24 protein-coding genes are annotated in these 21,655 nt (G+C 59.6%); 16 read left to right on the top strand and 8 right to left on the bottom strand.

What is annotated here, in order from left to right; translation table 11 throughout:
- The first annotated feature begins 163 nt into the window (after positions 1-163).
- The 4 genes from tauA to tauD are packed head-to-tail and all read left to right on the top strand — an operon-like array spanning position 164 to position 3,577.
- Positions 164-1,126, top strand: coding sequence for a taurine ABC transporter substrate-binding protein (gene tauA / locus K5R89_RS07345; RefSeq protein WP_023288560.1), 963 nt, complete (start codon positions 164-166; stop codon positions 1,124-1,126).
- 11 nt (positions 1,127-1,137) lie between these two features.
- A complete protein-coding gene (gene tauB, locus K5R89_RS07340) occupies positions 1,138-1,905 on the top strand; it encodes a taurine ABC transporter ATP-binding subunit (RefSeq protein ID WP_217259273.1) in 768 nt (255 codons plus the stop codon).
- Positions 1,902-2,729 (top strand): taurine ABC transporter permease TauC, encoded by an 828-nt coding sequence (gene tauC, locus K5R89_RS07335; RefSeq protein ID WP_032453385.1) that lies wholly within the window; start codon positions 1,902-1,904, stop codon positions 2,727-2,729. The genes tauB and tauC overlap by 4 nt, the downstream gene beginning before the upstream one ends.
- The gene (tauD, locus tag K5R89_RS07330) at positions 2,726-3,577 is read left to right on the top strand and encodes a taurine dioxygenase (RefSeq protein WP_023288563.1); all 852 of its coding nucleotides are present in this window, start codon (positions 2,726-2,728) and stop codon (positions 3,575-3,577) included. Before tauC ends, tauD begins: the two co-directional genes overlap by 4 nt.
- 161 nt (positions 3,578-3,738) lie before the next feature.
- Here tauD and K5R89_RS07325 read toward each other — a convergent pair whose 3' ends face one another.
- From K5R89_RS07325 to ampH, 4 genes are all read right to left on the bottom strand, one after another.
- Positions 3,739-5,457 carry a lysophospholipid acyltransferase family protein gene (locus K5R89_RS07325; RefSeq protein WP_072422257.1) on the bottom strand — a complete coding sequence of 573 codons (1,719 nt, stop codon included), beginning with the start codon at positions 5,455-5,457 and terminating at the stop codon, positions 3,739-3,741.
- A gap of 178 nt (positions 5,458-5,635) precedes the next feature.
- On the bottom strand, positions 5,636-6,127 hold the full coding sequence (locus tag K5R89_RS07320) for a transposase (RefSeq protein WP_217259272.1): 492 nt from the start codon (positions 6,125-6,127) through the stop codon (positions 5,636-5,638).
- Between the two features lie 255 nt (positions 6,128-6,382).
- Positions 6,383-7,357: a porphobilinogen synthase gene (gene hemB, locus K5R89_RS07315; RefSeq protein ID WP_002890201.1), complete on the bottom strand. Its 975-nt coding sequence runs from the start codon at positions 7,355-7,357 to the stop codon at positions 6,383-6,385.
- Positions 7,358-7,463: 106 nt separating this feature from the next.
- Entirely contained in the window at positions 7,464-8,624 is a 1,161-nt protein-coding gene (gene ampH / locus K5R89_RS07310) for a D-alanyl-D-alanine-carboxypeptidase/endopeptidase AmpH (RefSeq protein WP_023288566.1), read from the bottom strand.
- Between the two features lie 219 nt (positions 8,625-8,843).
- On the opposite strand from ampH, the gene K5R89_RS07305 reads away from it, so the two are divergent.
- The 3 genes from K5R89_RS07305 to K5R89_RS07295 all read left to right on the top strand — a co-directional run bounded on the left by K5R89_RS07305 (position 8,844) and on the right by K5R89_RS07295 (position 11,819).
- Positions 8,844-9,356: an isochorismatase family protein gene (locus K5R89_RS07305; RefSeq protein ID WP_072096510.1), complete on the top strand. Its 513-nt coding sequence runs from the start codon at positions 8,844-8,846 to the stop codon at positions 9,354-9,356.
- A gap of 117 nt (positions 9,357-9,473) precedes the next feature.
- Positions 9,474-10,694 carry a peptide antibiotic transporter SbmA gene (gene sbmA, locus K5R89_RS07300; protein WP_217259271.1) on the top strand — a complete coding sequence of 407 codons (1,221 nt, stop codon included), beginning with the start codon at positions 9,474-9,476 and terminating at the stop codon, positions 10,692-10,694.
- Positions 10,695-10,712: 18 nt separating this feature from the next.
- A complete protein-coding gene (locus K5R89_RS07295; protein ID WP_050533107.1) occupies positions 10,713-11,819 on the top strand; it encodes a DUF1615 domain-containing protein in 1,107 nt (368 codons plus the stop codon).
- On the opposite strand, the gene K5R89_RS07290 is transcribed toward K5R89_RS07295, so the two are convergent.
- Positions 11,816-12,118: a YaiY family protein gene (locus K5R89_RS07290; RefSeq protein ID WP_023288568.1), complete on the bottom strand. Its 303-nt coding sequence runs from the start codon at positions 12,116-12,118 to the stop codon at positions 11,816-11,818. The two genes, K5R89_RS07295 and K5R89_RS07290, sit on opposite strands and share 4 nt — an antisense overlap.
- Before the next feature lie 252 nt (positions 12,119-12,370).
- Here K5R89_RS07290 and K5R89_RS07285 point away from each other — a divergent pair, with 252 nt between their 5' ends.
- Entirely contained in the window at positions 12,371-12,574 is a 204-nt protein-coding gene (locus K5R89_RS07285; protein ID WP_004204881.1) for a DUF2754 family protein, read from the top strand.
- Between the two features lie 31 nt (positions 12,575-12,605).
- Here the strand turns inward: K5R89_RS07285 and ddlA are convergent, their stop codons facing one another.
- Positions 12,606-13,703, bottom strand: coding sequence for a D-alanine--D-alanine ligase (gene ddlA, locus K5R89_RS07280; protein ID WP_023288569.1), 1,098 nt, complete (start codon positions 13,701-13,703; stop codon positions 12,606-12,608).
- Positions 13,704-13,802: 99 nt separating this feature from the next.
- On the opposite strand from ddlA, the gene K5R89_RS07275 reads away from it, so the two are divergent.
- The 5 genes from K5R89_RS07275 to psiF all read left to right on the top strand — a co-directional run bounded on the left by K5R89_RS07275 (position 13,803) and on the right by psiF (position 18,346).
- On the top strand, positions 13,803-14,486 hold the full coding sequence (locus K5R89_RS07275) for an extensin family protein (RefSeq protein ID WP_023288570.1): 684 nt from the start codon (positions 13,803-13,805) through the stop codon (positions 14,484-14,486).
- 169 nt (positions 14,487-14,655) lie between these two features.
- Positions 14,656-15,855 carry a multidrug efflux MFS transporter gene (locus tag K5R89_RS07270; protein ID WP_087827706.1) on the top strand — a complete coding sequence of 400 codons (1,200 nt, stop codon included), beginning with the start codon at positions 14,656-14,658 and terminating at the stop codon, positions 15,853-15,855.
- 301 nt (positions 15,856-16,156) lie between these two features.
- The gene (iraP, locus tag K5R89_RS07265) at positions 16,157-16,417 is read left to right on the top strand and encodes an anti-adapter protein IraP (protein WP_004204875.1); all 261 of its coding nucleotides are present in this window, start codon (positions 16,157-16,159) and stop codon (positions 16,415-16,417) included.
- A gap of 89 nt (positions 16,418-16,506) precedes the next feature.
- Positions 16,507-17,937, top strand: a complete 1,431-nt coding sequence (gene phoA, locus K5R89_RS07260; protein WP_032428614.1) for an alkaline phosphatase — start codon at positions 16,507-16,509, stop codon at positions 17,935-17,937.
- A 91-nt stretch (positions 17,938-18,028) separates the two neighbouring features.
- Positions 18,029-18,346, top strand: coding sequence for a phosphate starvation-inducible protein PsiF (psiF, locus tag K5R89_RS07255; RefSeq protein ID WP_023288573.1), 318 nt, complete (start codon positions 18,029-18,031; stop codon positions 18,344-18,346).
- A 67-nt stretch (positions 18,347-18,413) separates the two neighbouring features.
- Here psiF and proC read toward each other — a convergent pair whose 3' ends face one another.
- A complete protein-coding gene (gene proC, locus K5R89_RS07250; RefSeq protein ID WP_023288574.1) occupies positions 18,414-19,223 on the bottom strand; it encodes a pyrroline-5-carboxylate reductase in 810 nt (269 codons plus the stop codon).
- A 116-nt stretch (positions 19,224-19,339) separates the two neighbouring features.
- On the opposite strand from proC, the gene K5R89_RS07245 reads away from it, so the two are divergent.
- Positions 19,340-19,798 carry a YaiI/YqxD family protein gene (locus K5R89_RS07245; RefSeq protein ID WP_004204870.1) on the top strand — a complete coding sequence of 153 codons (459 nt, stop codon included), beginning with the start codon at positions 19,340-19,342 and terminating at the stop codon, positions 19,796-19,798.
- On the opposite strand, the gene K5R89_RS07240 is transcribed toward K5R89_RS07245, so the two are convergent.
- Positions 19,795-20,487 (bottom strand): DUF2076 domain-containing protein, encoded by a 693-nt coding sequence (locus K5R89_RS07240; protein WP_023288576.1) that lies wholly within the window; start codon positions 20,485-20,487, stop codon positions 19,795-19,797. The two genes, K5R89_RS07245 and K5R89_RS07240, sit on opposite strands and share 4 nt — an antisense overlap.
- Before the next feature lie 328 nt (positions 20,488-20,815).
- Here K5R89_RS07240 and aroL point away from each other — a divergent pair, with 328 nt between their 5' ends.
- Positions 20,816-21,349 carry a shikimate kinase AroL gene (gene aroL, locus K5R89_RS07235; protein WP_217259270.1) on the top strand — a complete coding sequence of 178 codons (534 nt, stop codon included), beginning with the start codon at positions 20,816-20,818 and terminating at the stop codon, positions 21,347-21,349.
- Positions 21,350-21,420: 71 nt separating this feature from the next.
- A complete protein-coding gene (locus K5R89_RS07230) occupies positions 21,421-21,612 on the top strand; it encodes a YaiA family protein (protein WP_008805350.1) in 192 nt (63 codons plus the stop codon).
- Positions 21,613-21,655: the final 43 nt, after the last annotated feature.

The following is a 21,655-nucleotide window of genomic DNA, read 5'->3' as shown; positions in this document are numbered from 1 at the left end:
CCCGGCGCCAACCCTCTGCCGCCAACCCACCGCGCAAAATCAACTATCCTTTCCCGCTTTTGTTCTAAAAACGATTCGCTATTAGCCAGAATTTTTAATTACTTCATCTCCATCCTGATGCCGGAAATACTGCACCTATAACAACTCAGGGGAAGCAGACATAATGGCATTCACATCGCGAATTACTCTTCTGGCGGCGCTGGCCGTCGCCGCCTTCCAGGCGCAGGCGGTCAATGTGACCGTGGCGTATCAAACCTCCGCTGAGCCGGCGAAAGTCGCCCAGGCGGACAACACCTTCGCCAAAACCAGCGGGGCGACCGTCGACTGGCGGAAATTTGACAGCGGCGCCAGCGTGGTGCGCGCCCTGGCCTCCGGCGATGTGCAGATCGGCAATATCGGCTCCAGCCCGCTGGCGGTGGCCGCCAGCCAGCAGGTGCCGATTGAAGTGTTCCTGCTCGCCTCAAAGCTCGGCAACTCCGAAGCGCTGGTGGTGAAGAAAAGCATCACCAAACCGGAAGATCTGATCGGCAAACGCATTGCCGTGCCGTTTATCTCCACCACCCACTACAGCCTGCTGTCGGCGCTCAAACACTGGGGCATCAAGCCGGGCCAGGTGCAGATTATAAACCTGCAGCCGCCGGCGATTATCGCCGCCTGGCAGCGCGGGGATATCGACGGGGCTTACGTCTGGGCGCCAGCGGTTAACGAACTGGAAAAAGAGGGCAAGGTGCTGACCGATTCCGCGCAGGTCGGGGAGTGGGGCGCACCGACCCTCGACGTCTGGGTGGTCCGTAAGGACTTCGCCGAGCAGCATCCGGAGATCGTCAAAGCGTTTGCTAAAAGCGCCATCGACGCTCAGCAGCCCTACATCGCCAACCCGGATGAGTGGCTGAAGCAGCCGGACAACATCAGCAAGCTGGCGCGCCTGAGCGGCGTGCCGGAAGCCGATGTCCCGGGGCTGGTGAAGGGGAACACCTACCTGACCGCCGCTGAGCAGGCGCAGGCGCTGAACGGGCCGGTCAATCAGGCCATCGTCGATACCGCGCGCTTTCTGAAAGAGCAGGGCAAAGTGCCCGCGGCGGGAACCGATTATCGTCAGTACGTTACTGACCGTTTCGTGAAGTAAAGGAGGCGGCGATGCTGCAAATCTCGCATCTTTCCGCCGACTACGGCGGTAAACCGGCGCTGGCGGATATCAACCTGACGCTGGAGAGTGGGGAGCTGCTGGTGGTGCTGGGGCCTTCGGGCTGCGGTAAAACTACCCTGCTGAACCTGATTGCCGGATTCGCGCCCTATCAGCACGGCAGCATCACCCTCGAAGGTCAGCGGGTGACCGGGCCGGGCGCAGAGCGCGGCGTGGTCTTCCAGAACGAAGGCCTGCTGCCATGGCGCAATGTGCAGGATAACGTGGCGCTGGGGCTGCAGCTGGCGGGCGTGGATAAAGCGCAGCGGCGGCAAGCGGCGGCGCAGATGCTGAAAAAGGTCGGCCTCGAAGGGGCGGAAAAGCGCTTTATCTGGCAGCTGTCCGGCGGTCAACGCCAGCGGGTGGGCATCGCCCGGGCGCTGGCGGCGAATCCGCAGCTGTTGCTGCTGGATGAGCCCTTCGGCGCGCTTGACGCCTTTACCCGCGAGCAGATGCAAACGCTGCTGCTGACCCTCTGGCATGAGACTGGCAAACAGGTGCTGCTCATCACCCATGACATTGAAGAGGCCATCTTTATGGCGACCGAGCTGGTGCTGCTGTCGCCGGGGCCGGGGCGGGTGGTGGAGCGGCTGCCGCTGGATTTCAGCCGCCGCTTTGTCGCGGGCGAACCCTGCCGCAGCATCAAATCCGACCCGCGGTTTATTGAACAGCGGGAATACATTCTGAGCCGGGTGTTTGACCAACGGGAGGCTTTCTCATGAGCGTGGTACTGAACGACAAACCGCGTCAACTGACGCTGAAGTGGCGCTGGCCGCTCTCCCGTCAGCTCACCCTCAGCGTGGCGACCCTGGCGGTGTTGTTGGCCGTCTGGTGGGCGGTCGCGGCGCTGCAGCTGATTAGCCCGCTATTTTTGCCGCCGCCGGGCCAGGTGCTGCAGAAGCTTATCACTATCGCCGGGCCGCAGGGCTTTATGGATGCGACGCTCTGGCAGCACCTGGCGGCGAGCCTGACGCGGATCGTTATCGCTCTGCTGGCGGCGGTGCTGATCGGCGTGCCGGTGGGGATCGCCATGGGGCTCAACTCAACGGTGCGCGGGATCCTCGATCCGCTGATCGAGCTTTATCGGCCGGTGCCGCCGCTGGCCTACTTACCGCTGATGGTGATCTGGTTTGGCATCGGTGAAACGTCGAAGATCCTGCTGATCTACCTGGCGATTTTCGCCCCAGTAGCGATGTCGGCGCTGGCGGGGGTAAAAAGCGCGCAGCAGGTGCGGATTCGCGCCGCCCGTTCGCTGGGCGCCAGCCGGGCGCAGGTGCTGTGGCTGGTGATCCTGCCCGGCGCGCTGCCGGAGATCCTCACCGGGCTGCGCATTGGTCTTGGCGTCGGTTGGTCAACGCTGGTGGCCGCTGAGCTGATCGCCGCCACCCGCGGGTTAGGGTTTATGGTGCAGTCCGCCGGCGAGTTTCTCGCCACCGATGTGGTGCTGGCGGGGATCGCGGTGATTGCCATTATCGCCTTTTTACTGGAACTGGGTCTGCGCGCGCTGCAGCGGCGCCTGACGCCCTGGCATGGAGAAGTACAATGAGTGAACGTCTGAGCATTACCCCGCTGGGGCCGTATATTGGCGCGCAGGTGACCGGGGCGGATTTAACCCGTCCGTTGAGCGACAACCAGTTTGAACAGCTGTATCACGCGGTGCTGCGTCATCAGGTGGTATTCCTGCGCGAGCAAAATATCACCCCGGCGCAACAGCGCGACCTGGCGCTGCGGTTTGGCGACCTGCATATCCATCCGGTCTACCCTCACGCCCCAGGCGTCGAGGAGATTATCGTCCTCGATACCCACAACGATAATCCGCCGGATAATGACAACTGGCATACCGATGTCACCTTTATCGACACGCCGCCCGCCGGCGCTATTCTGGCGGCGAAAGAGTTGCCGACGACCGGCGGGGACACCCTGTGGACCAGCGGCATCGCCGCCTGGGAAGCGCTATCAGAGCCCTTCCGGCAGCTGCTGAGCGGCCTGCATGCGGAACACGATTTCCGTAAATCGTTCCAGGAGTATAAGTACAACCACACGGAAGCCGAGCATCGGCGCTGGCAGGAGGCGGTGGCGAAGCATCCGCCGCTGCTGCACCCGGTGGTGCGTACCCACCCGGTGACCGGCAAGCAGGCGCTGTTCGTTAACGAAGGCTTTACCACGCGGATTGTCGACGTGACCGAGAAAGAGAGCGCGGCGCTGCTGAGCTTCCTGTTTGCCCATATCACCAAACCGGAGTTTCAGGTGCGCTGGCGCTGGCAGCCGAACGATGTCGCTATCTGGGATAACCGGGTAACCCAGCATTACGCCAACGCCGACTATCTGCCGCAGCGGCGGATCATGCACCGGGCGACGATCCTTGGCGATAAGCCGTATTACCGGGCGGGGTAAGGCTTGTATCAGCCGCGAGCCGCGGAGAAAAGCGGATGCTGCATTGCCCGCTGCTTCCCGGAGGCGGCGCCTGACGCGGCTTTTCCGGGCTACCGAACCGTCGGAAACGGTGAACCGTAGCCCGGCTAAGGCGCAACGCGCCGCAAGCCGGGAAAAAGCGTTTATGCCGATTTTTGCGCACCCAGATGCGCGCCAATATAGCGCTGATAGCGGTTGGCCTTCAGATAGGTCAAGTCCACCAACACCAGACCATCCACGCAGTTGTTGAAATCCGGATCGCTGCCGAAATCGATAAACTGCACTCCGCCCGGCTCGCACACTTCCGAGTACTGCTTATACAGCGGCGGGATCGCGCAGCCGAGATTGCCCAGCAGGGACTTCAGCCGGGCCAGGTCGTCGTTGTAATCCTCCCCGCCAAACTGCGCCAGCACGTCGGGCAGCGACGCCGGATAAGGGCGACGCGACTCCGCCAGCGGATGCGTCGCCGGGAACCACAGCCGGTAGAACGCCACCAGCAGATCGCGAGCGGCGGGCGGCAGCCCGCCAGAAATCGACACCGGGCCAAACAGATAGCGATAGTGCGGATAGCGCGCCAGATAAGCGCCGATGCCGGACCACAGATAGTCCAGCCCGCGTCGACCCCAGTAGCGCGGCTGGATAAAGCTGCGCCCCAGCTCAATGCCGTGCTGCAGGATGTCGTCCATCCGCCCGTCGTAGTGGAAGAGACTGGAGCTGTAGATCCCCTCCAGGCCGCGCTTTGCCAGCTGTATGGCCGTCGGCATAAAGCGGTAAGCGCCGACGATTTCCAGATCTTCTTCATCCCACAGGATCAGATGCAGATAATCGTCGTCATACCGGTCGATATCCCGCCGTTTGCCGCTGCCTTCCCCGACCGCGCGGAAGGCGATTTCCCGCAGGCGTCCCAGCTCGCGCAGCAGCGGCGCCTCCTCCTGGCCGTTGCGCTGCCAGAGGTAAATCACTTTGCCGTCGGCGGTGCGGCCCAGGCATTCAGCCTTGTGCAGTTCGCGTTTAAGCCGCGCCCGGTCTTCCGGACGGGCGATGGCGCTTTCGGTTTTAAACCGCCCCGGCAGCCCTTTGCGCAGCTGGTCAAGGTGCTGATAGCAGCGGCCGGTAAGCTCGCGAGCGCTGGACTGGGCATCGAACCAGCTCGACCAGGGGATCTGCTGGCCGATACGCACCGGCAGGCTGCTGTTGCGCCGGCGAAACATCTGTTGCATCAGCAGGAGCAGCGGCAGGTTGTCGGAGACCAGGGTGCTGGCGTAAAACAGGGCGCTGTTGTGGGCGTTAATCCACGCCGGCAGCAGCGGGGCGCGATATTTTGCCGCCAGCTTAATAAAGCCCGAGTGCCATTTTTTATCGCGGATGCCGCGACGGGTGAGGCGGGAGACTTCCCCCGCCGGGAAGAAGATCAGCACCCCGCCGGCCTGCAGCTGCTGGTCCATCTGCTGCAGCGCCGTTTTAGCGGTGCGGCCATGAATATTATCCACCGGGATAAACAGCGAGCTCAGGGGCTCAAGATGGGTGAGCATGCGGTTGGTGACCACTTTGACATCGCGGCGCACGCGGGATACCGCATACAGGAGCGCCAGGCCGTCGAGGGTGCCGGTGGGGTGGTTGGCGATAATGACCAGCGGGCCATATTCGGGGATTTGTTCGAGATCGTGCGCCGGGATAGCGCAGCGGATATTGAGGTATTCCAGCACCTGTTCGACCGTATCAAGCCCCTTCAGGTGGCGGTGACGGTCGGCAAATTGTTGAAACTCTTCCTCATAAAATAGCTTTTTTAACAGTTTCTTTTGCCAGGGGGCGGGCCTCGCCTGAGGCCACAGGTCATCGAGTACGTTGTCGAGACTAAACATAGTGGCTCCTCCTCCGTCCTGCCCAGACAGTAGAAGGTAGAGATGTCGTTCAGATTACAGTTGGGTGAAGTTTCGCTCGCAGCGGGGGAGGTTTCCCGGATAGCGGCTAACGCCTCATCCGGGCTACGGTTGGCGCCGATTTGTAGCCCCGGTAAGCGTCAGCGCCACCGGGGAGAGGCTATCGGCGTTCACCGCAGCTAAGATCAAAGCTATCGCCAGCCCAATTTGGGGGATATAGCCCGCGCTGGACATCGCGATGAAAGGTTGAAAATGGCCAATCGATCACCCGGGTGACCCAGCCATGCTTAAGTGGATTGATATGGATGTAATCAACGTGTCGGCGGTAATCATCTTCATCGCGTATGGCATGCTCCCAGAAGCGCGGTTGCCAGAGGGGTTGTCGTTTTAACGTTCTGGTAAAACAGCCTTTGATATCTCTCCAGCGTGAAGAAAAATCGTCATCATTATGAGGTAGTGTCCAGATGCAATGCAGATGTTCAGGCAACACCACCCAGGCATCAATAATAAAGGGGCGATGTTGTTTAACAACAGCGACAGAGTAGCGCAATAATTCTATGTTTTCAGTTAGGTGAATGCTTCTACGGTCTTTAAGGTTAACAGTGAAGAACCAGGTTCCCCCCTTAATGTAATAACGTCGATAAGCCACCACAGGATCTCCTGGAATTCGGTATTTATGATGTGGTTTAACACGTTAGAAGGCGAAATCCGGTACGCCAAGGAGAAGGCGCAGAAGGTGGAAAGCGGCGCGCAAAGTTTTAGCTACAGATATTGGTTAGCGCCTGTCCCCGGATAGCGGCGCAAGCGCCTTATCCGGGCTACGGTGTGGTGGTCGCGATAAATACAGCGCACCGGGGATGAGGTTTGGTAGCCCCGGTAAGCGCAGCGCCACCGGGGAGAGGGAGGCTTAACGGAGGATTTTTTTCTCGGCCAGGTCGAGGGCGAAATAGCTGAAGATCAGGTCGGCGCCCGCGCGTTTGATCGCGCCAAGGCTTTCCAGAACCACTTTCTCTTCATCGATAGCGCCCGCCTGGGCGGCGAATTTGATCATCGCGTACTCCCCGCTGACCTGATACGCGCCGAGCGGCAGATCGCTGCGCTCGCGGATATCGCGCAGAATATCCAGGTAGGCGCCGGCCGGTTTCACCATCAGGCAGTCGGCGCCCTGGGCTTCATCGAGCAGCGACTCGCGAATGGCTTCCCGGCGGTTCATCGGGCTCATCTGATAGGTTTTACGATCGCCCTTCAGCGCGGTACCGGCCGCTTCGCGGAACGGGCCGTAGAAGGAAGACGCGAACTTGGTCGAGTAGGACATGATCGCCGTATTGGTGAAGCCGGCAGCGTCCAGCGAGCGGCGAATCGCCTGCACCTGACCATCCATCGCGGCGGAAGGGGCGATGAAGTCCGCGCCGGCGGCGGCGGCGACAACGGCCTGTTTGCCGAGGTTTTCCAGGGTCGCGTCGTTGTCCACCCCGTGGTCGCACAGCACGCCACAGTGGCCGTGGGAGGTGTATTCGCAGAAGCAGGTATCGGACATGACGATCATCTCCGGCACCGTGGACTTACAGATCCGCGACATACGCGCCACCAGACCATTTTCATTCCAGGTATCGCTGCCGGTGGCGTCGGTGTGATGAGAAATGCCAAAGGTCATCACCGAGCGAATGCCGGCATTGGCGATGCGTTCGATCTCGCGCGCCAGATATTTTTCCGGAATACGCATCACGCCGGGCATAGCCTCGATCGCTTTGTAATCATCAATTTCTTCTTCAACAAAGATCGGCAACACCAGGTCGTTCAAACTCAGTGTTGTCTCTTCAAACAGGGCGCGCAGCGCAGCGGATTGACGCAGGCGGCGGGGGCGAGTGATTAAATCTGTCATGGTTTGCCTGATTTTGTGAAATGAAAGACGGTAGTGTAACTGAAATGGCAGCGGGATGTTTCGCCAAAACGATCGTTATGTCGCATCGGCGAAACCTCCTCCGGGCTTACTGGCTGGCCGTCTGCATGTTGGGCTGCGCGCCGCTCAGCTCGCTGACCAGGTCGTTGATGCCATCGCTCATATTGTTGAAGCGGGTTAACGGCGAGCGGGTCACCACCACAAAAGCGCCGACGTTAGCCTGCGGATTCATCGCCATATAGGTGATAAACCCGCCGCCGCCGCCGGTTTTCTGAATAATCCCCGGATGGCCATTCTTCGGCTTCATATACACCCAGCCAAGCCCCAGCGCGTCGGCGCGGCCCGGCACGTCCATACCGATCACCCGGGTCAGCTGGTTACGCTGATAAATCAGCGTCTGCATCCGGTCGGCCTGCTGGCCGCGGGTATAGAAATCGGATGACAGGAACTGCTGCATCCAGCGCATCATATCCCCCGGCGTCGAGTAGACTCCGCCGCTGCCGATCGCCGCCAGGGTGTTGTTGCACGGGCTGGCGCCTTTTTCCGGGATCATCAGCCGCTGGCACTGGTCCGGCGACGGGGTAAAGGTGGTGTCCTTCATCCCCAGCGGTCGGGTGATCTGCTCTTCAAATAGCTGCGGATAAGGTTTGCCGGCGGCGGTGGAGAGCGCGTCCGCCAGCAAATCGAAGGCCAGGTTGGAGTAGGCCGCCTGCGAGCCCGGCGCGGTCTTCAGGGTCGCGGTAGAGAGCCAGCTCCAGCGCTGCTGGCGGGTCGGCCAGACAAACACCGGGCGATGGGCGGCGCCGCCAGGCTGTTCGCGCGGCAGGGCGCTGGTATGGGTCGCGAGATTCACCAGGGTGATCGGTTTTCCCTGCCAGTCAGGCACCCGGGCGCCCGGCGGGGCGTATTTGCTCAGCGGATCGTCGAGTTTCACCACCCCCTGGTCGAGCAGCTTCACCAGCATCTCGCTGGTCATCAGTTTGCTGAGGGAGGCGATACGGATCACCGAGTCGAGCTGCGGGTGCTGATTATTCCCGGGGCGGGTTTCGCCAAAGCTGCGAAACACACGCTGATTGCCATCGATCACCACCAGCGCCATGCCGGTGGCGCCGCTGCCGTAGTAGATATGATTGGCGTAACGATCGACCACATCCGAGGCGAAAACCGGGTCAACGGTGGGCTGTACGGCCTGCGCCGAGGTCCACGACGCCGCGCACAGCGCAGCAAAAATGAGCAAACTACGTTTCAACGGAAATCATCCATTAAATAAATAAAAGAGAAGAGGGTATTTATACTACGAAGTGGCGCAGAACAAAGCGGGATTCACGACATTCCTGCAGGAAAAAGGTAACGGTGCGTAAAAAAGACTTTTTTACGCTTTCGGATATCGGCTTTTTTCGCCGGCGCGTATGATGACCGTTTGGCTGAAGGTTCGCGGGAGAAAACAATGGCGGCTCAACGGGTAGTGATGGTCGTGGATATGCAAAACGGCGTGTTCGCCACGCCGCGTCTGGCGCGTGAGCGCTGCGTCGCGCAAATTAATCGTCTGGTGCGCGCGGCGGATAAGGTCATTTTTATTCAACATGATGAGGCCGGCGGCCTCGAAGCCGGCAGCGAAGGCTTCGCCCTGCTCCCTGAGCTGGAGCAGCCGGCCGGCGCGCTCTATGTCACTAAAACCGCCTGCGACGCCTTCTACCACACCTCGCTGGAGCAGGTGCTGCGGGAACACGACATTCAGCAGTTTGTCATCTGCGGTTGCGCCACCGACTACTGCCTCGACACCACCATTAAAAACGGCGCCAGCCGCGGATACGGCATTGTTATCGCGGAAGATGCCCACACCACCGCCAACCGCCCCGCCGCGCAGGCCGCGACGCTCATCGCCCACTACAATGAGGTGTGGCGTACGCTGACCGTTCCTGGCAATCCTTTACAGGTGAAACCCACAGAAACAATTCTGCACGCCTGGCAGCAGAACTAAGCTGTTGATATCCGGTCTTATCATCCGTCTGCCCCGCGAGAACGCTTTCACGCGGCGGCCGACGTATGCGTCGTATACAGCAATAGCAGAACGATAAGAAGTTAGCAGGAGACAATGATGTTTAAATCTTTTTTCCCCAAACCGGGGCCGTTTTTTATTTCTGCCTTTATCTGGTCGCTGCTGGCGGTGATCTTTTGGCAGGCGGGCGGCGGCGACTGGCTGCTGCGGGTCACCGGGGCATCGCAGGATGTGGCGATCAGCGCGGCGCGCTTCTGGTCGCTCAACTATCTGGTGTTCTACGCTTACTATCTGTTTTGCGTCGGCGTGTTTGCGCTGTTCTGGTTTGTCTACTGCCCACATCGCTGGCAGTACTGGTCGATTCTCGGCACGTCGCTCATCATCTTCGTCACCTGGTTTCTGGTGGAAGTGGGGGTGGCGATCAACGCCTGGTATGCGCCGTTCTATGACCTGATCCAGAGCGCGCTGGCCACCCCGCATAAGGTCAGCATCAACCAGTTTTATCATGAGATCGGCATCTTTCTCGGCATCGCGCTCATCGCGGTGATCATCGGCGTGATGAACAACTTCTTCGTCAGCCACTACGTCTTCCGCTGGCGCACGGCGATGAACGAACACTACATGGCCCACTGGCAGCATCTGCGCCATATCGAAGGCGCCGCGCAGCGTGTGCAGGAAGACACCATGCGCTTTGCCTCCACCCTGGAGGATATGGGCGTGAGCTTTATCAACGCGGTGATGACCCTGATCGCCTTCCTGCCGGTGCTGGTGACGCTCTCGCAACACGTTCCCGACCTGCCCATCGTCGGTCACTTGCCGTATGGCCTGGTGATTGCCGCGATCGTCTGGTCGCTGATGGGGACCGGCCTGCTGGCGGTGGTGGGGATTAAGCTGCCGGGTCTGGAGTTTAAAAACCAGCGCGTGGAAGCGGCCTATCGTAAAGAGCTGGTCTACGGCGAGGACGATGAAACCCGCGCCACGCCGCCGACGGTGCGCGAGCTGTTCAGCGCGGTGCGTCGCAACTATTTCCGTCTCTATTTCCACTATATGTATTTCAATATCGCCCGCATTCTCTATCTGCAGGTGGATAACGTTTTCGGCCTTTTCCTGCTGTTTCCGTCGATCGTTGCCGGTACGATTACCCTCGGGCTGATGACGCAAATTACCAACGTTTTCGGCCAGGTGCGCGGTTCGTTCCAGTACCTGATCAGCTCGTGGACGACGCTGGTGGAACTGATGTCCATCTACAAACGTCTGCGCAGCTTTGAGCGCGAACTGGACGGCAAGCCGCTGCAGGAAGCGATCCCGACATTATGTTAATCAAGACAAGGAAGCAGGATGGCCGCACGTTTATCGCGCATTATACCCGGTTCATTGACGCTGCTGGCGGCCGTGGTGCTAAGCGCCTGTACCAGCCAACAGGCGCCGGTGTTGAAAGAGGGCGAGAAGCCCGTTGACGTGGCGTCGGTGGTGCGGCAGAAAATGCCCGCCAGCGTGAAGGATCGGGAGGCCTGGGCGCAAGCCATCGCCACCGCCTTTGACAGCCAGAAGCTGGCGCCGACGGAAGAGAACGTCTGCTCGGTGCTGGCGGTCGCGCAGCAGGAGTCCAATTATCAGTCCGACCCGGTGGTGCCGGGGCTGAATAAAATCGCCTGGCAGGAGATCGACCGCCGGGCGGAAAAAATGCACATTCCGCTGTTTCTGGTCCATACCGCGCTGAAGATCACCTCGCCAAACGGCAAAAGCTACAGCGACCGTCTGGACAACGTGAAGACGGAAAAGCAGCTGAGCGCTATTTTTGATGACTTTATCGGGATGGTGCCGATGGGGCAGAAGCTGTTCGGCTCCCTGAACCCGGTGCACACCGGCGGCCCAATGCAGGTCAGCATCGCCTTTGCCGAGCAGCACACCTCCGGCTACCCGTGGAAAATGAACGGTACGGTGCGCCAGGAGGTCTTCAGCCTGCGCGGCGGCCTGTGGTTTGGCACCTATCATCTGCTGAACTACCCGGCCAGCTACAGCGTGCCGCTGTACCGTTTTGCCGACTTTAACGCCGGCTGGTATGCCAGCCGTAACGCCGCCTTCCAGAACGCGGTGGTGAAAGCCAGCGGGGTGAAACTGGCGCTCGACGGCGACCTTATCCGCTATGACAGCGATGAGCCGGGCAGCACCGAGCTGGCGGTGCGCCGCCTGGCGGGCCAGCTGGGGATGAGCGACAGCGAGATCCATAGCCAGCTGAAAAAGGGCGACAGCCTGGCGTTTGAGAAGACCGACCTCTATCAACAGGTTTTCCGCCTCGCGGATAAAAAAACGGGCAAAACCCTGCCGCGGGAGATGTTGCCGGGGATCCAGCTTGAGAGTCCGAAAATCACCCGTAATCTGACGACGGCGTGGTTTGCGAAACGGGTCGATGAGCGGCGGGCAAGCTGTATGGCGCGGCGTTAACGGCGCCGACGCCAGCGCACAATGAGCGCCAGCAGCCCGATGAACGAGCAGCCGATCAGAAAAGGGATCAGGCCAAAGAGGGTGCCAACGGCGAGGCTGATGTCGACCTGTGGACGGCTGGCGTCCTGGGCCTGCATCAGGCGCTCAAAGACTCCCGGGGCGTGGATCAGCATGCTGAGCATCTGCGCGCCGGCCCAGCAGCAGATCAGGACAAACAGTCCGTAAGCGACATGGCTGCCGGTCAGCGCCCCTCTTTTTTTATTTCCCAAAAGCGATTTTGAAAAACTGAATTCAGCCATAGGCCCTCCCACCTCTGTACTGCTGGTTTTTTCTCCAGCTCTATGGCAGGTATTCTGGCAGTGCGACGCCGTCGCCAGTATCAGATTGCTGGTAATTGCCCTCCAGGAATAATCCTGTTTTCGCCGTTGTGTTAACCGCGCCACAGGAAGGGAAAAGGGAGACCGGCGTCGCAATCCAGCAACATTCTCCATATCGCTACAGACCGCCGCGGGCGGCTATGCGAAGATGCGTTTTTTGCTGTTGGAGGCCGCATGAAGCTCACTGATAAAATTCGCCGCGACTGGCACTACTACGCGGTGGCGCTGGGGTTAATTTTTATTCTAAATGGCGTGGTGGGGCTGCTGGGGTTTGAGACGCAGGGCTGGCAATCTTACGCCGTCGGTCTGGTCACCTGGGTGATAAGCTTCTGGATCGCGGGCTTTGTGATCCGCCGCCGCCCGGCAGAAGAGGCCTGAGGCCGCCGCTGCCAGGCGGGGTAAACGCGTTTTAGTTCATGGAGGTTTTCAGCGCCCGGTCCGCGGCATGGCGCTCCAGCGCCAGCTCAATCAGGCGGGTGATCAGACTGGTGTAATCGAGGCCGCTGGCCTGCCACAGCTTCGGATACATGCTGATGTTGGTGAAGCCCGGCAGGGTGTTGATCTCGTTGATCACCACCTCGTTGTCGGCGGTGAGGAAGACGTCGACGCGGGCCATGCCGCTGCAGCCCAGGGCCTGGTAAGCCTGCACCGCGATAGCGCGGATCTTGTCGTTGATCTCCGGGGCGATAGCGGCGGGGACCACCACCTGCGCGCCCTGGTCGTCGATATATTTGGTGTCGTAAGCGTAAAACTCGCTGTTGAGGACAATTTCGCCGCAGGTACTGGCCTGCGGGTGGTCGTTACCCAGCACCGCACACTCAATTTCCCGGCCTTGAATGCCTTGCTCTACCACCACTTTATGGTCAAATTCAAAGGCCAGGGCCACCGCCTGATGGTACTGCTCTTCGTTTTTAACTTTGCTGACGCCAACCGACGATCCCTGGTTGGCCGGCTTAACGAACAGCGGCAGGCCCAGCTTCGCTTCGACATCGGCAAAGCTAAACTGCGCGCGGTTGGCGCGGGTCAGGGTGATAAACGGCGCGACGGCGAGCCCGGCGTCGCGCAGCAGTCGTTTGGTCACATCTTTGTCCATACAGGCCGCAGAGCCCAGCACATCGGATCCGACGAAAGGCAGATTGGCCATGCGCAGCATCCCCTGCAGGGAGCCATCTTCGCCCAGCGTGCCGTGGACGATGGGGAAAATCACATCGATGGCCGCCAGCGGCTGGCCGCTTTCGGCGTTAATCAGCTGCTGCGCTTCACGGCCCGGGATCTGCGCCAGGGTCACCGTTGAAGGGCGCAGGGCGATGCGGGCAGGATCCTGAGCATTGAGCAGGTAGTTGCCGGCGTCGTTGATGTGCCATAGTCCCTGTTTATCAATCCCCAACAGAACCACATCGAAGCGTGATTTATCAATCGCTTCCACGATATTCTTCGCTGACTGCAGCGACACTTCATGCTCTGCCGACTTACCGCCAAAAACGATCCCAACCCTCATCTTTGCCATTTCAACTTCCATCCAGATTACATCAAAGGGCATAACATACCATGTGAAACCGCCGCCTGCCTGCCATAATATTTACCTGATCAATTGACGGGAGCGGGCGTGAGAGGAAAGACGCTGCTGGTGCTGGCCGGGCTGCTCGGCGCGGGCCTGGTGGGATATCGCTATCTGCCGCCACACCTGAATCCGCTGGCGCCGCTGGCCCTTGACGATCCCCCGGGCTGGCTGACGTCGTTCAAGTTGCGCAGCCTGACGGCCGACCAGTGCGCCTCTCTGCTGGCGGAGGCCAACCGCCGACGGCTCATCGCCAGCCAGCCGGTGGCCGACAGCGAGGGCGCCTGCCCGCTGCGTAACGTGGTGCGGGTGGCTAATTTTGGCTCGGTGCAGCTGAGCAGCAGTTTCCTCGCCAGCTGCCCGCTGGCGCTCAGCAGTGCGCTGTACGTCGAACAGCAGGCGAAGCCGCTGACCCGTCAGCTGATGGCCAGCGATCTGCGCCAGATCGATCATCTCGGCAGCTTCGCCTGCCGTAATATCTACCATCGGGAACAGGCGCGGCGCAGTGAACACGCGACGGCGGATGCCCTTGATGTTAGCGGCTTCCGCCTGACGGACGGCAGACGCATCAGCGTCCTGCAGGGCTGGCGCAGCGAGCGCTCTCACCCCTGGCTGGCGGCGCTGCTAAGCAACAGCTGCCCTTACTTCGGCAACGCGCTGGGGCCGGAGTACAACGCGGCGCACGCCAACCATTTTCACTTTGGCATGCGCGGGCAGGGCTTCTGCTTTTGAGCATAAAGCCCTGTGAGCAGCCTGAATAACCAGAAAATGCTTCGTCAGCCTCTCATGCGCATTCATAAAACACCAAACTCACCGCCAGCGCATCTATGGTAGTACACCAGTGGAATGAAATTGCTAAGCTAGGTAATAATTGGCAAATCATTAATGAATACGCGTAGTTATGGAATCCTGGAAGGTTAATCTCATCTCCGTCTGGTTTGGGTGCTTTTTTACCGGCCTGGCGATCAGTCAAATTCTCCCCTTTTTACCCCTCTACGTCTCCCAGCTGGGCGTCACCTCGCATGAAGCGCTGTCGATGTGGTCGGGACTGACCTTCAGCGTCACCTTTCTGGTCTCGGCGGTCGTCTCGCCGATGTGGGGGAGCCTCGCGGACCGCAAAGGCCGCAAGCTGATGCTGCTGCGCGCCTCGCTGGGAATGGCGATCGCCATTTTACTTCAGGCCTTCGCCACCAACGTCTGGCAGCTGTTTATCCTGCGGGCGATCATGGGCTTAACCTCCGGTTATATCCCCAACGCCATGGCGCTGGTGGCCTCCCAGGTGCCGCGCGAGCGTAGCGGCTGGGCGCTGAGCACCCTGTCGACGGCGCAAATCAGCGGGGTGATCGGCGGCCCGCTGCTGGGCGGTTTCCTGGCGGACCACGTCGGGCTGCGGATGGTCTTTTTTATTACGGCGATCCTGCTGACCATCAGTTTTCTGGTCACCCTGTTTCTGATCAAAGAGGGGGGCCGCCCGCCGGTCAGCAAAACCGATCGTCTCACCGGGAAACAGGTCTTTGCCTCCTTGCCCTATCCGGGGCTGGTGATCAGCCTCTTTTTCACCACCCTGGTGATCCAGTTGTGTAACGGCTCAATTGGCCCGATCCTGGCGCTGTTTATCAAGTCGATGGCGCCGGACAGCAACAATATCGCTTTTCTGGCCGGGATGATCGCCGCGGTGCCCGGGGTGTCGGCGCTGATCTCTGCCCCACGGCTGGGTAAGCTTGGCGACCGCATCGGCACTTCGCGGATCCTGCTGGCGACGCTCTGTTGCGCGGTGGTGATGTTCTTCGCCATGTCCTTTGTCACCACCCCGCTGCAGCTGGGGACGCTACGTTTTCTGCTCGGCTTTGCCGATGGCGCGATGCTTCCGGCGGTGCAGACCCTGCTGCTGAAATACAGCAGCGACAGCGTCACCGGGCGCATCTTTGGCTATAACCAGTCGTTTATGTATCTGGGCAACGTCGCCGGGCCGCTGATTGGCGCCTCCGTATCGGCGATGGCCGGCTTCCGCTGGGTATTTATTGCCACCGCCATTATCGTCTTCATCAACCTCTGGCAGCTGGCATGGATGCTGCGCCGCACCCGCCGGGCGAAGGCCTGAACCTCGGCTGACGGTATTTAACGCCATACCGTCAGCATTTTTCCCCGCCAGTAGATTTATCATTACTTTTTGTTATCGCCATGGCGTGAGCGCTATTCCGTTTTATTATTTCCGACGCACTTTGGTTATAAACAGCGCCGCTCATGATTAAACAATACTATTTATAGTGGTATTTTGTTGTGGTAAAACGTTTCGCTGTATATTGGGTGTTGCGACGATTCTTATTTTAAGTAATTCTGAGGTCCGTCATCGGGTATGACATCTCAATCGAAAAACAGACCTCGCATAAGGAACTGGTGCTATGAAGAATCTCATTGCTGAGTTACTGGTTAAACTGGCGCAAAAGGAAGAAGAAGCAAAGGAACTGACGGTGCAGGTTGAAGCGCTGGAGATCGTGGTCACCGCATTATTGCGCCATATGGAGCATGATGCCCAGCAGGCATTGATTCAGGATATTGAGCAGGCGATAGACCAGGTGACGCCCTGTCCGCCGGTCAACGACCAGGATGCCATCCTGCTGCAGCAATATCTAAAGAAGCTGTTGCGGCATCCTCGTAGCTAATCTTTGCGACGCGACAAGGATGCCGTCATTTTTCTGTCATCTCCCTTTTATAAAGTCTCCCACGTTTTGTTTTTTTAAGTATTTTTTACATGGAGATGACAAAAGTGAAATTAAGCGCCCTGTTTATTGCCCTGCTGCCTCTGCTGGGCTCGCCGGTTATTCATGCGGAAACTACTGCCGCGCCGGTTCTGGAAAATCGCGCTGCCCAGGGAGATATCACCACTCCCGGCGGCGCGCGTCGTTTAACGGGCGATCAAACCGAAGCGCTGCGCGCCTCGATAATCAATAAGCCGGCCAAAAACGTTATTTTGCTGATTGGCGATGGCATGGGTGATTCTGAAATTACCGCTGCGCGAAATTATGCGGAAGGGGCGGGCGGTTTCTTTAAAGGCATTGACGCCCTGCCGTTAACCGGGCAGTACACGCACTATTCGCTGGATAAAAAAACCGGTAAACCGGACTACGTCACCGACTCGGCGGCCTCCGCCACCGCCTGGACCACCGGCGTGAAGACCTATAACGGCGCGCTGGGCGTCGATATTCATGAGAACGCGCATCAGACCATCCTCGAGCTGGCGAAAGCGGCGGGCCTGGCCACCGGCAACGTTTCTACTGCCGAGCTGCAGGACGCCACCCCCGCGGCGCTGGTGGCGCATGTGACATCGCGTAAATGCTACGGCCCCACGGTCACCAGCGAAAAATGCCCCAGCAATGCGCTGGAGAAAGGGGGCAAAGGCTCCATTACCGAACAGCTGCTGAACGCCCGGCCGGATGTCACCCTGGGCGGCGGCGCGAAGACCTTTGCCGAAACGGCGACGGCGGGCGAGTGGCAGGGCAAAACCCTGCGCGAGCAGGCGGAAGCACGCGGCTACCAGATTGTGACCGACGCGGCCTCTCTTGCCGCCGCGACGGCAGCCAGCCAGGATAAACCGCTGCTGGGACTCTTCGCCGACGGCAATATGCCGGTACGCTGGGAAGGGCCCAAGGCGTCTTATCACGGTAATATCGATAAGCCGCCGGTGACCTGTACGCCAAACCCGAAACGCGACGCCTCGGTGCCGACGCTGGCGCAGATGACGGAGAAAGCGATTGACCTGCTGAGCCGCAACGAGAAAGGCTTCTTCCTGCAGGTGGAAGGCGCCTCAATCGATAAGCAGGATCATGCGGCGAATCCGTGCGGCCAGATCGGCGAAACCGTGGACCTCGACGAGGCGGTGCAGAAGGCGCTGGAATTTGCCAAAAAAGACGGCAATACCCTGGTGATCGTCACCGCCGACCATGCGCACGCCAGCCAGATTATCCCGGCGGATAGCAAAGCCCCGGGGCTGACCCAGGCCCTGAACACGCACGATGGCGCGGTGATGGTGATGAGTTACGGTAACTCCGAGGAAGAGTCGATGGAGCACACCGGCACCCAGCTGCGCATTGCGGCCTACGGTCCGCATGCGGCTAACGTCGTCGGCCTGACCGACCAGACCGACCTCTTCTCGACCATGAAAGCGGCCCTGAGTCTCAAATAAGTCGCTGCCGGTGGCGAATTCGCGTCACCGGCTGGTTTTTTTTCTATCTGCGTCCAGACTTACAACGTTCCACTCACAGAAGGATGGTGCGATGAAAATAACCTTACTGATGACCCTACTGTTTGGCTTGATCTTTATCAGCGCGGTTGGCGCGGCAGAAAAAACGCCTACTCCCCAGCAGCAAAAGATGACGGACTGCAATCAGCAAGCGTCAGCCAAGGCGCTGAAGGGGGATGAGCGCAAAACCTTTATGAGCCAGTGCCTGAAAAAAGAGACCACCACGCCGCAAGGAAAGACCCTCACGCCTCAGCAGCAGAAGATGAGCGACTGCAACAAAGCGGCTTCGGCAAAATCACTGAAGGGCGATGAACGCAACACCTTCATGAGTAGCTGCCTGAAGAAAGCCTGAAAAAAAGGGAGCGCTCGCGCTCCCTTGTTCTTTGACCTCTCAGGGCTTGCAGCCCGCCTGCTCAGCTTCAGGAGCGGCTCAGTTTCTCTGATTTTTCCATGCACTGGGTGATGGCTTCGATCACCGCGGAGCGGAAGCCTTTCTCTTCCAGCACGCGCACGGCTTCGATGGTGGTCCCGCCAGGAGAGCAGACCATATCTTTCAGCGCCCCCGGATGCTCACCGCTCTCCAGCACCATTTTGGCGGAGCCCATCACCGCCTGAGCGGCGAATTTGTAAGCCTGAGCGCGCGGCATTCCGCCGAGCACGGCGGCATCGGCCATCGCTTCGATAAACATAAAGACATAGGCCGGCGCGGAGCCGCTAACGCCGACCACCGGATGGATCATCGGTTCGGCAATTTGCTCCGCCTGGCCAAAGCAGCGGAAAATGGTCAGCACTTCGGCCACATCTTCGCTGCTCACCAGCGCATTTGGCGTAACGGAGGTCATGCCGGCGTTAACCAGCGACGGCGTATTGGGCATCGCGCGAATAATTTTGCGATCGTGGCCGAGCGCGCGGGCCAGCTGGTCAAGCGTGACGCCGGCGGCGATAGAGACCACCAGCGACTCTTTATTCAGGCTGGAGGCGATATCGCCCAGCACTTTGGTCATGATCCCCGGCTTCACCGCGCCGAAGACGATATCGGCAATCTGCGCCACTTCCTGGGCGCTATCGGCGGCGTTGATGCCGTACTGGTCGCGCAGAGCCGCAACCTTGTCCGGCGACGGGGTGTAGACCCAGATTTGTCCCGGCTGGACCTGGCCGCTGGCGATCAGTCCACCCAGAATGGCCTTACCCATATTGCCGCAGCCGATAAAGCCAATTTTCTTATCCATCACCATTCCCCTCTGCTTTTTTCGTTACGATCTGATTAGCTTATCATCCTGGCGCTTTCATGGGGGAGAAAAGCAGGTAACATTGGCGGCACTTATTGCAGGTAACAGGAGCTGGCATGGCCATTTGGGTGGATGCAGACGCGTGTCCGAACGTGATTAAAGAGATATTGTTCCGCGCGGCAGAGCGGACCCAGACGCCGCTGACGCTGGTGGCGAACCAGCCGCTGCGCGTACCGCCGTCGCGTTTCATCCGCACCCTGCGGGTTGAGCAGGGTTTTGACGTGGCGGATAACGAAATCGTCCGTCAGTGCGCGGCGGGGGATTTAGTGATCACCGCCGATATACCGCTGGCGGCGGAGGTGCTGGCGAAGGGCGGGGCGGCGCTCAATCCGCGCGGAGAGCGCTACAGCGAGGCGACGATCCGCGAGCGGCTGACGATGCGGGATTTTATGGAGACATTACGGGCCAGCGGCGTTCAGACCGGCGGCCCGGATAGTTTATCGCAGCGCGATCGGCAACAGTTTGCCGCCGAGCTGGAGAAGTGGTTGCTGGCGGTTAAACGTCAGCAGGGTTAAACCCAGCTGTCGTCATCGCTGCCAATATCATCATCGCCAAAGCCGGCGTCGAAGTCGTCGTTCCAGGTGTTGTCGGCAAGGAACTGATCGTCTCCCTGACGGAACGGATCGTCACCTGCGGCGGCGTCCTGCGCGGCGGCATCAGGCTGCGGCTTCTCTTCGATGATATTAACAATCTCCTGCGGGTGCGAGCCGCTGAACATATTGGTCAGCATATTGCCCAGCACCACGCCGCCCGCTACGCCTGCGGCCGTTTGCAGCGCGCCCGCCATAAAGCCGCCGCCGCGTGCGGCAGCCTGCGGGGCATAGCTCTGCTGCTGCTGTGGGGCATACTGCGGCTGGGCGCTGGCCTGCGGGCGACCGTATTGCTCCGCGCCCGGGATCGGGTCAGAACCGCGTGACGAGCCGCCGCCGCCAAACAGGCCGGAGAGGAATCCGCCGCTGCTGGGCTTCGCCGCCTGCAGCTGGCTGACCTGGCTCTCCAGCGCCTGGATGCGATCGTTGAGCTGTTTAATCGCGGCTTCCTGGATAAGAATGGTTTGCGCCATATAGTAGGGGGCCGCCGGCTGCGCGCTCACGTGTTGGGCAATCCGCTCCTCGGCGCTGGCATCGCGCGATGCACTGTGCGCCTCAGCCTCTTTCAGCCGGGAAAACAGTCCATCAATAAGGCGTTGTTCTTCAGATTGCATGTTACATTCCTCTGTCACACTGTCGAATAGGCATCAGGGTGCGTCTGAAACACGATGTTGTAAATATGTTGCTTCGTAAAGCTATGCATAAATGTGTTACCGTTTACGCCAGCAGCGGATAAAAAATAACGCCCGGCGGAAAGTAAAGCTGGTTAAACAGTACATGCAATGATAAGTTTACATTAAGAACCCCTTGTCTCACTGTGGTGATGGGGTGTAAAGAAGTTGTGTAACGTTTTCTTTACGTATGCGTTGCGGAACAGACAGCGATAATACGTTCTTTCGTTTTCCTTTTTTTGCGACAGACGGAACCAGGGGGTCTTCGGTTATGACACAGCCAATCTTTCTCATCGGGCCACGCGGCTGCGGTAAAACCACCGTCGGCCATGCGCTGGCGCGAGCGCGGCATTTTCAGTTCTCCGATACCGATCATCGGCTGCAGGCCCATGAGCAGCGGACGGTGGCGGAGATCGTGCAGGCGGAAGGATGGGCGCGCTTTCGCGAGCTGGAGGCCCTGTCGCTGAAGGCCGTGACCCTGCCGAATACGGTGATCGCCACCGGCGGCGGCATCATCCTTGCGGAATGTAACCGCCAGTTTATGCGGGAGAACGGCGTGGTGATCTATCTGCAGGCGTCGGTATCGGCGCTGATTGACCGTCTGGAAGCCTACCCGAAAGCCGAACAGCGGCCGACGCTCACCGGGAAACCGGTGCGTGAGGAAGTGGGCGAGGTGCTGGCGCAGCGTGAAGCGTTATACCGTGACGCTGCCCATCATATTGTCGATGCTACGGCCGCCCCGGATCGGGTGGTGGAACAGATTATGACCATGCTGTGCGGCGCGGCGGCCACCCCGGTAAGTTAAGAATTTACTTACATTAAGGCGGCGAGGGGCGCCTATACTTGATAGTTCTGATACCAGAAGAAGGAAGAACTATGCCAAACAGGCCCCCATATCCGAGAGAAGCGCGCGTGGTTGCGGTAGAGAAAGGCCCGCAGGGTCAGACGGTCACCTGGTATCAACTTCGCGCGGACTATCCTGAACCCAATTCGCTGATCAGCGAACATCCTACCGAGCAGGAAGCCGTGGATGCCAAGCGGCGCTACGAAGATCCTGACAAGTCGTAACCCCTGAGCCCGGATTGCCTGCTCTGCGGGCAATATCGGGCAT

The sequence above is a fragment of the Klebsiella sp. TF21-TM genome, from assembly GCF_019753495.1.
In the GTDB taxonomy this organism is placed as follows: domain Bacteria; phylum Pseudomonadota; class Gammaproteobacteria; order Enterobacterales; family Enterobacteriaceae; genus Klebsiella; species Klebsiella quasipneumoniae.
This window is presented reverse-complemented; position numbering and strand designations above follow the sequence as displayed.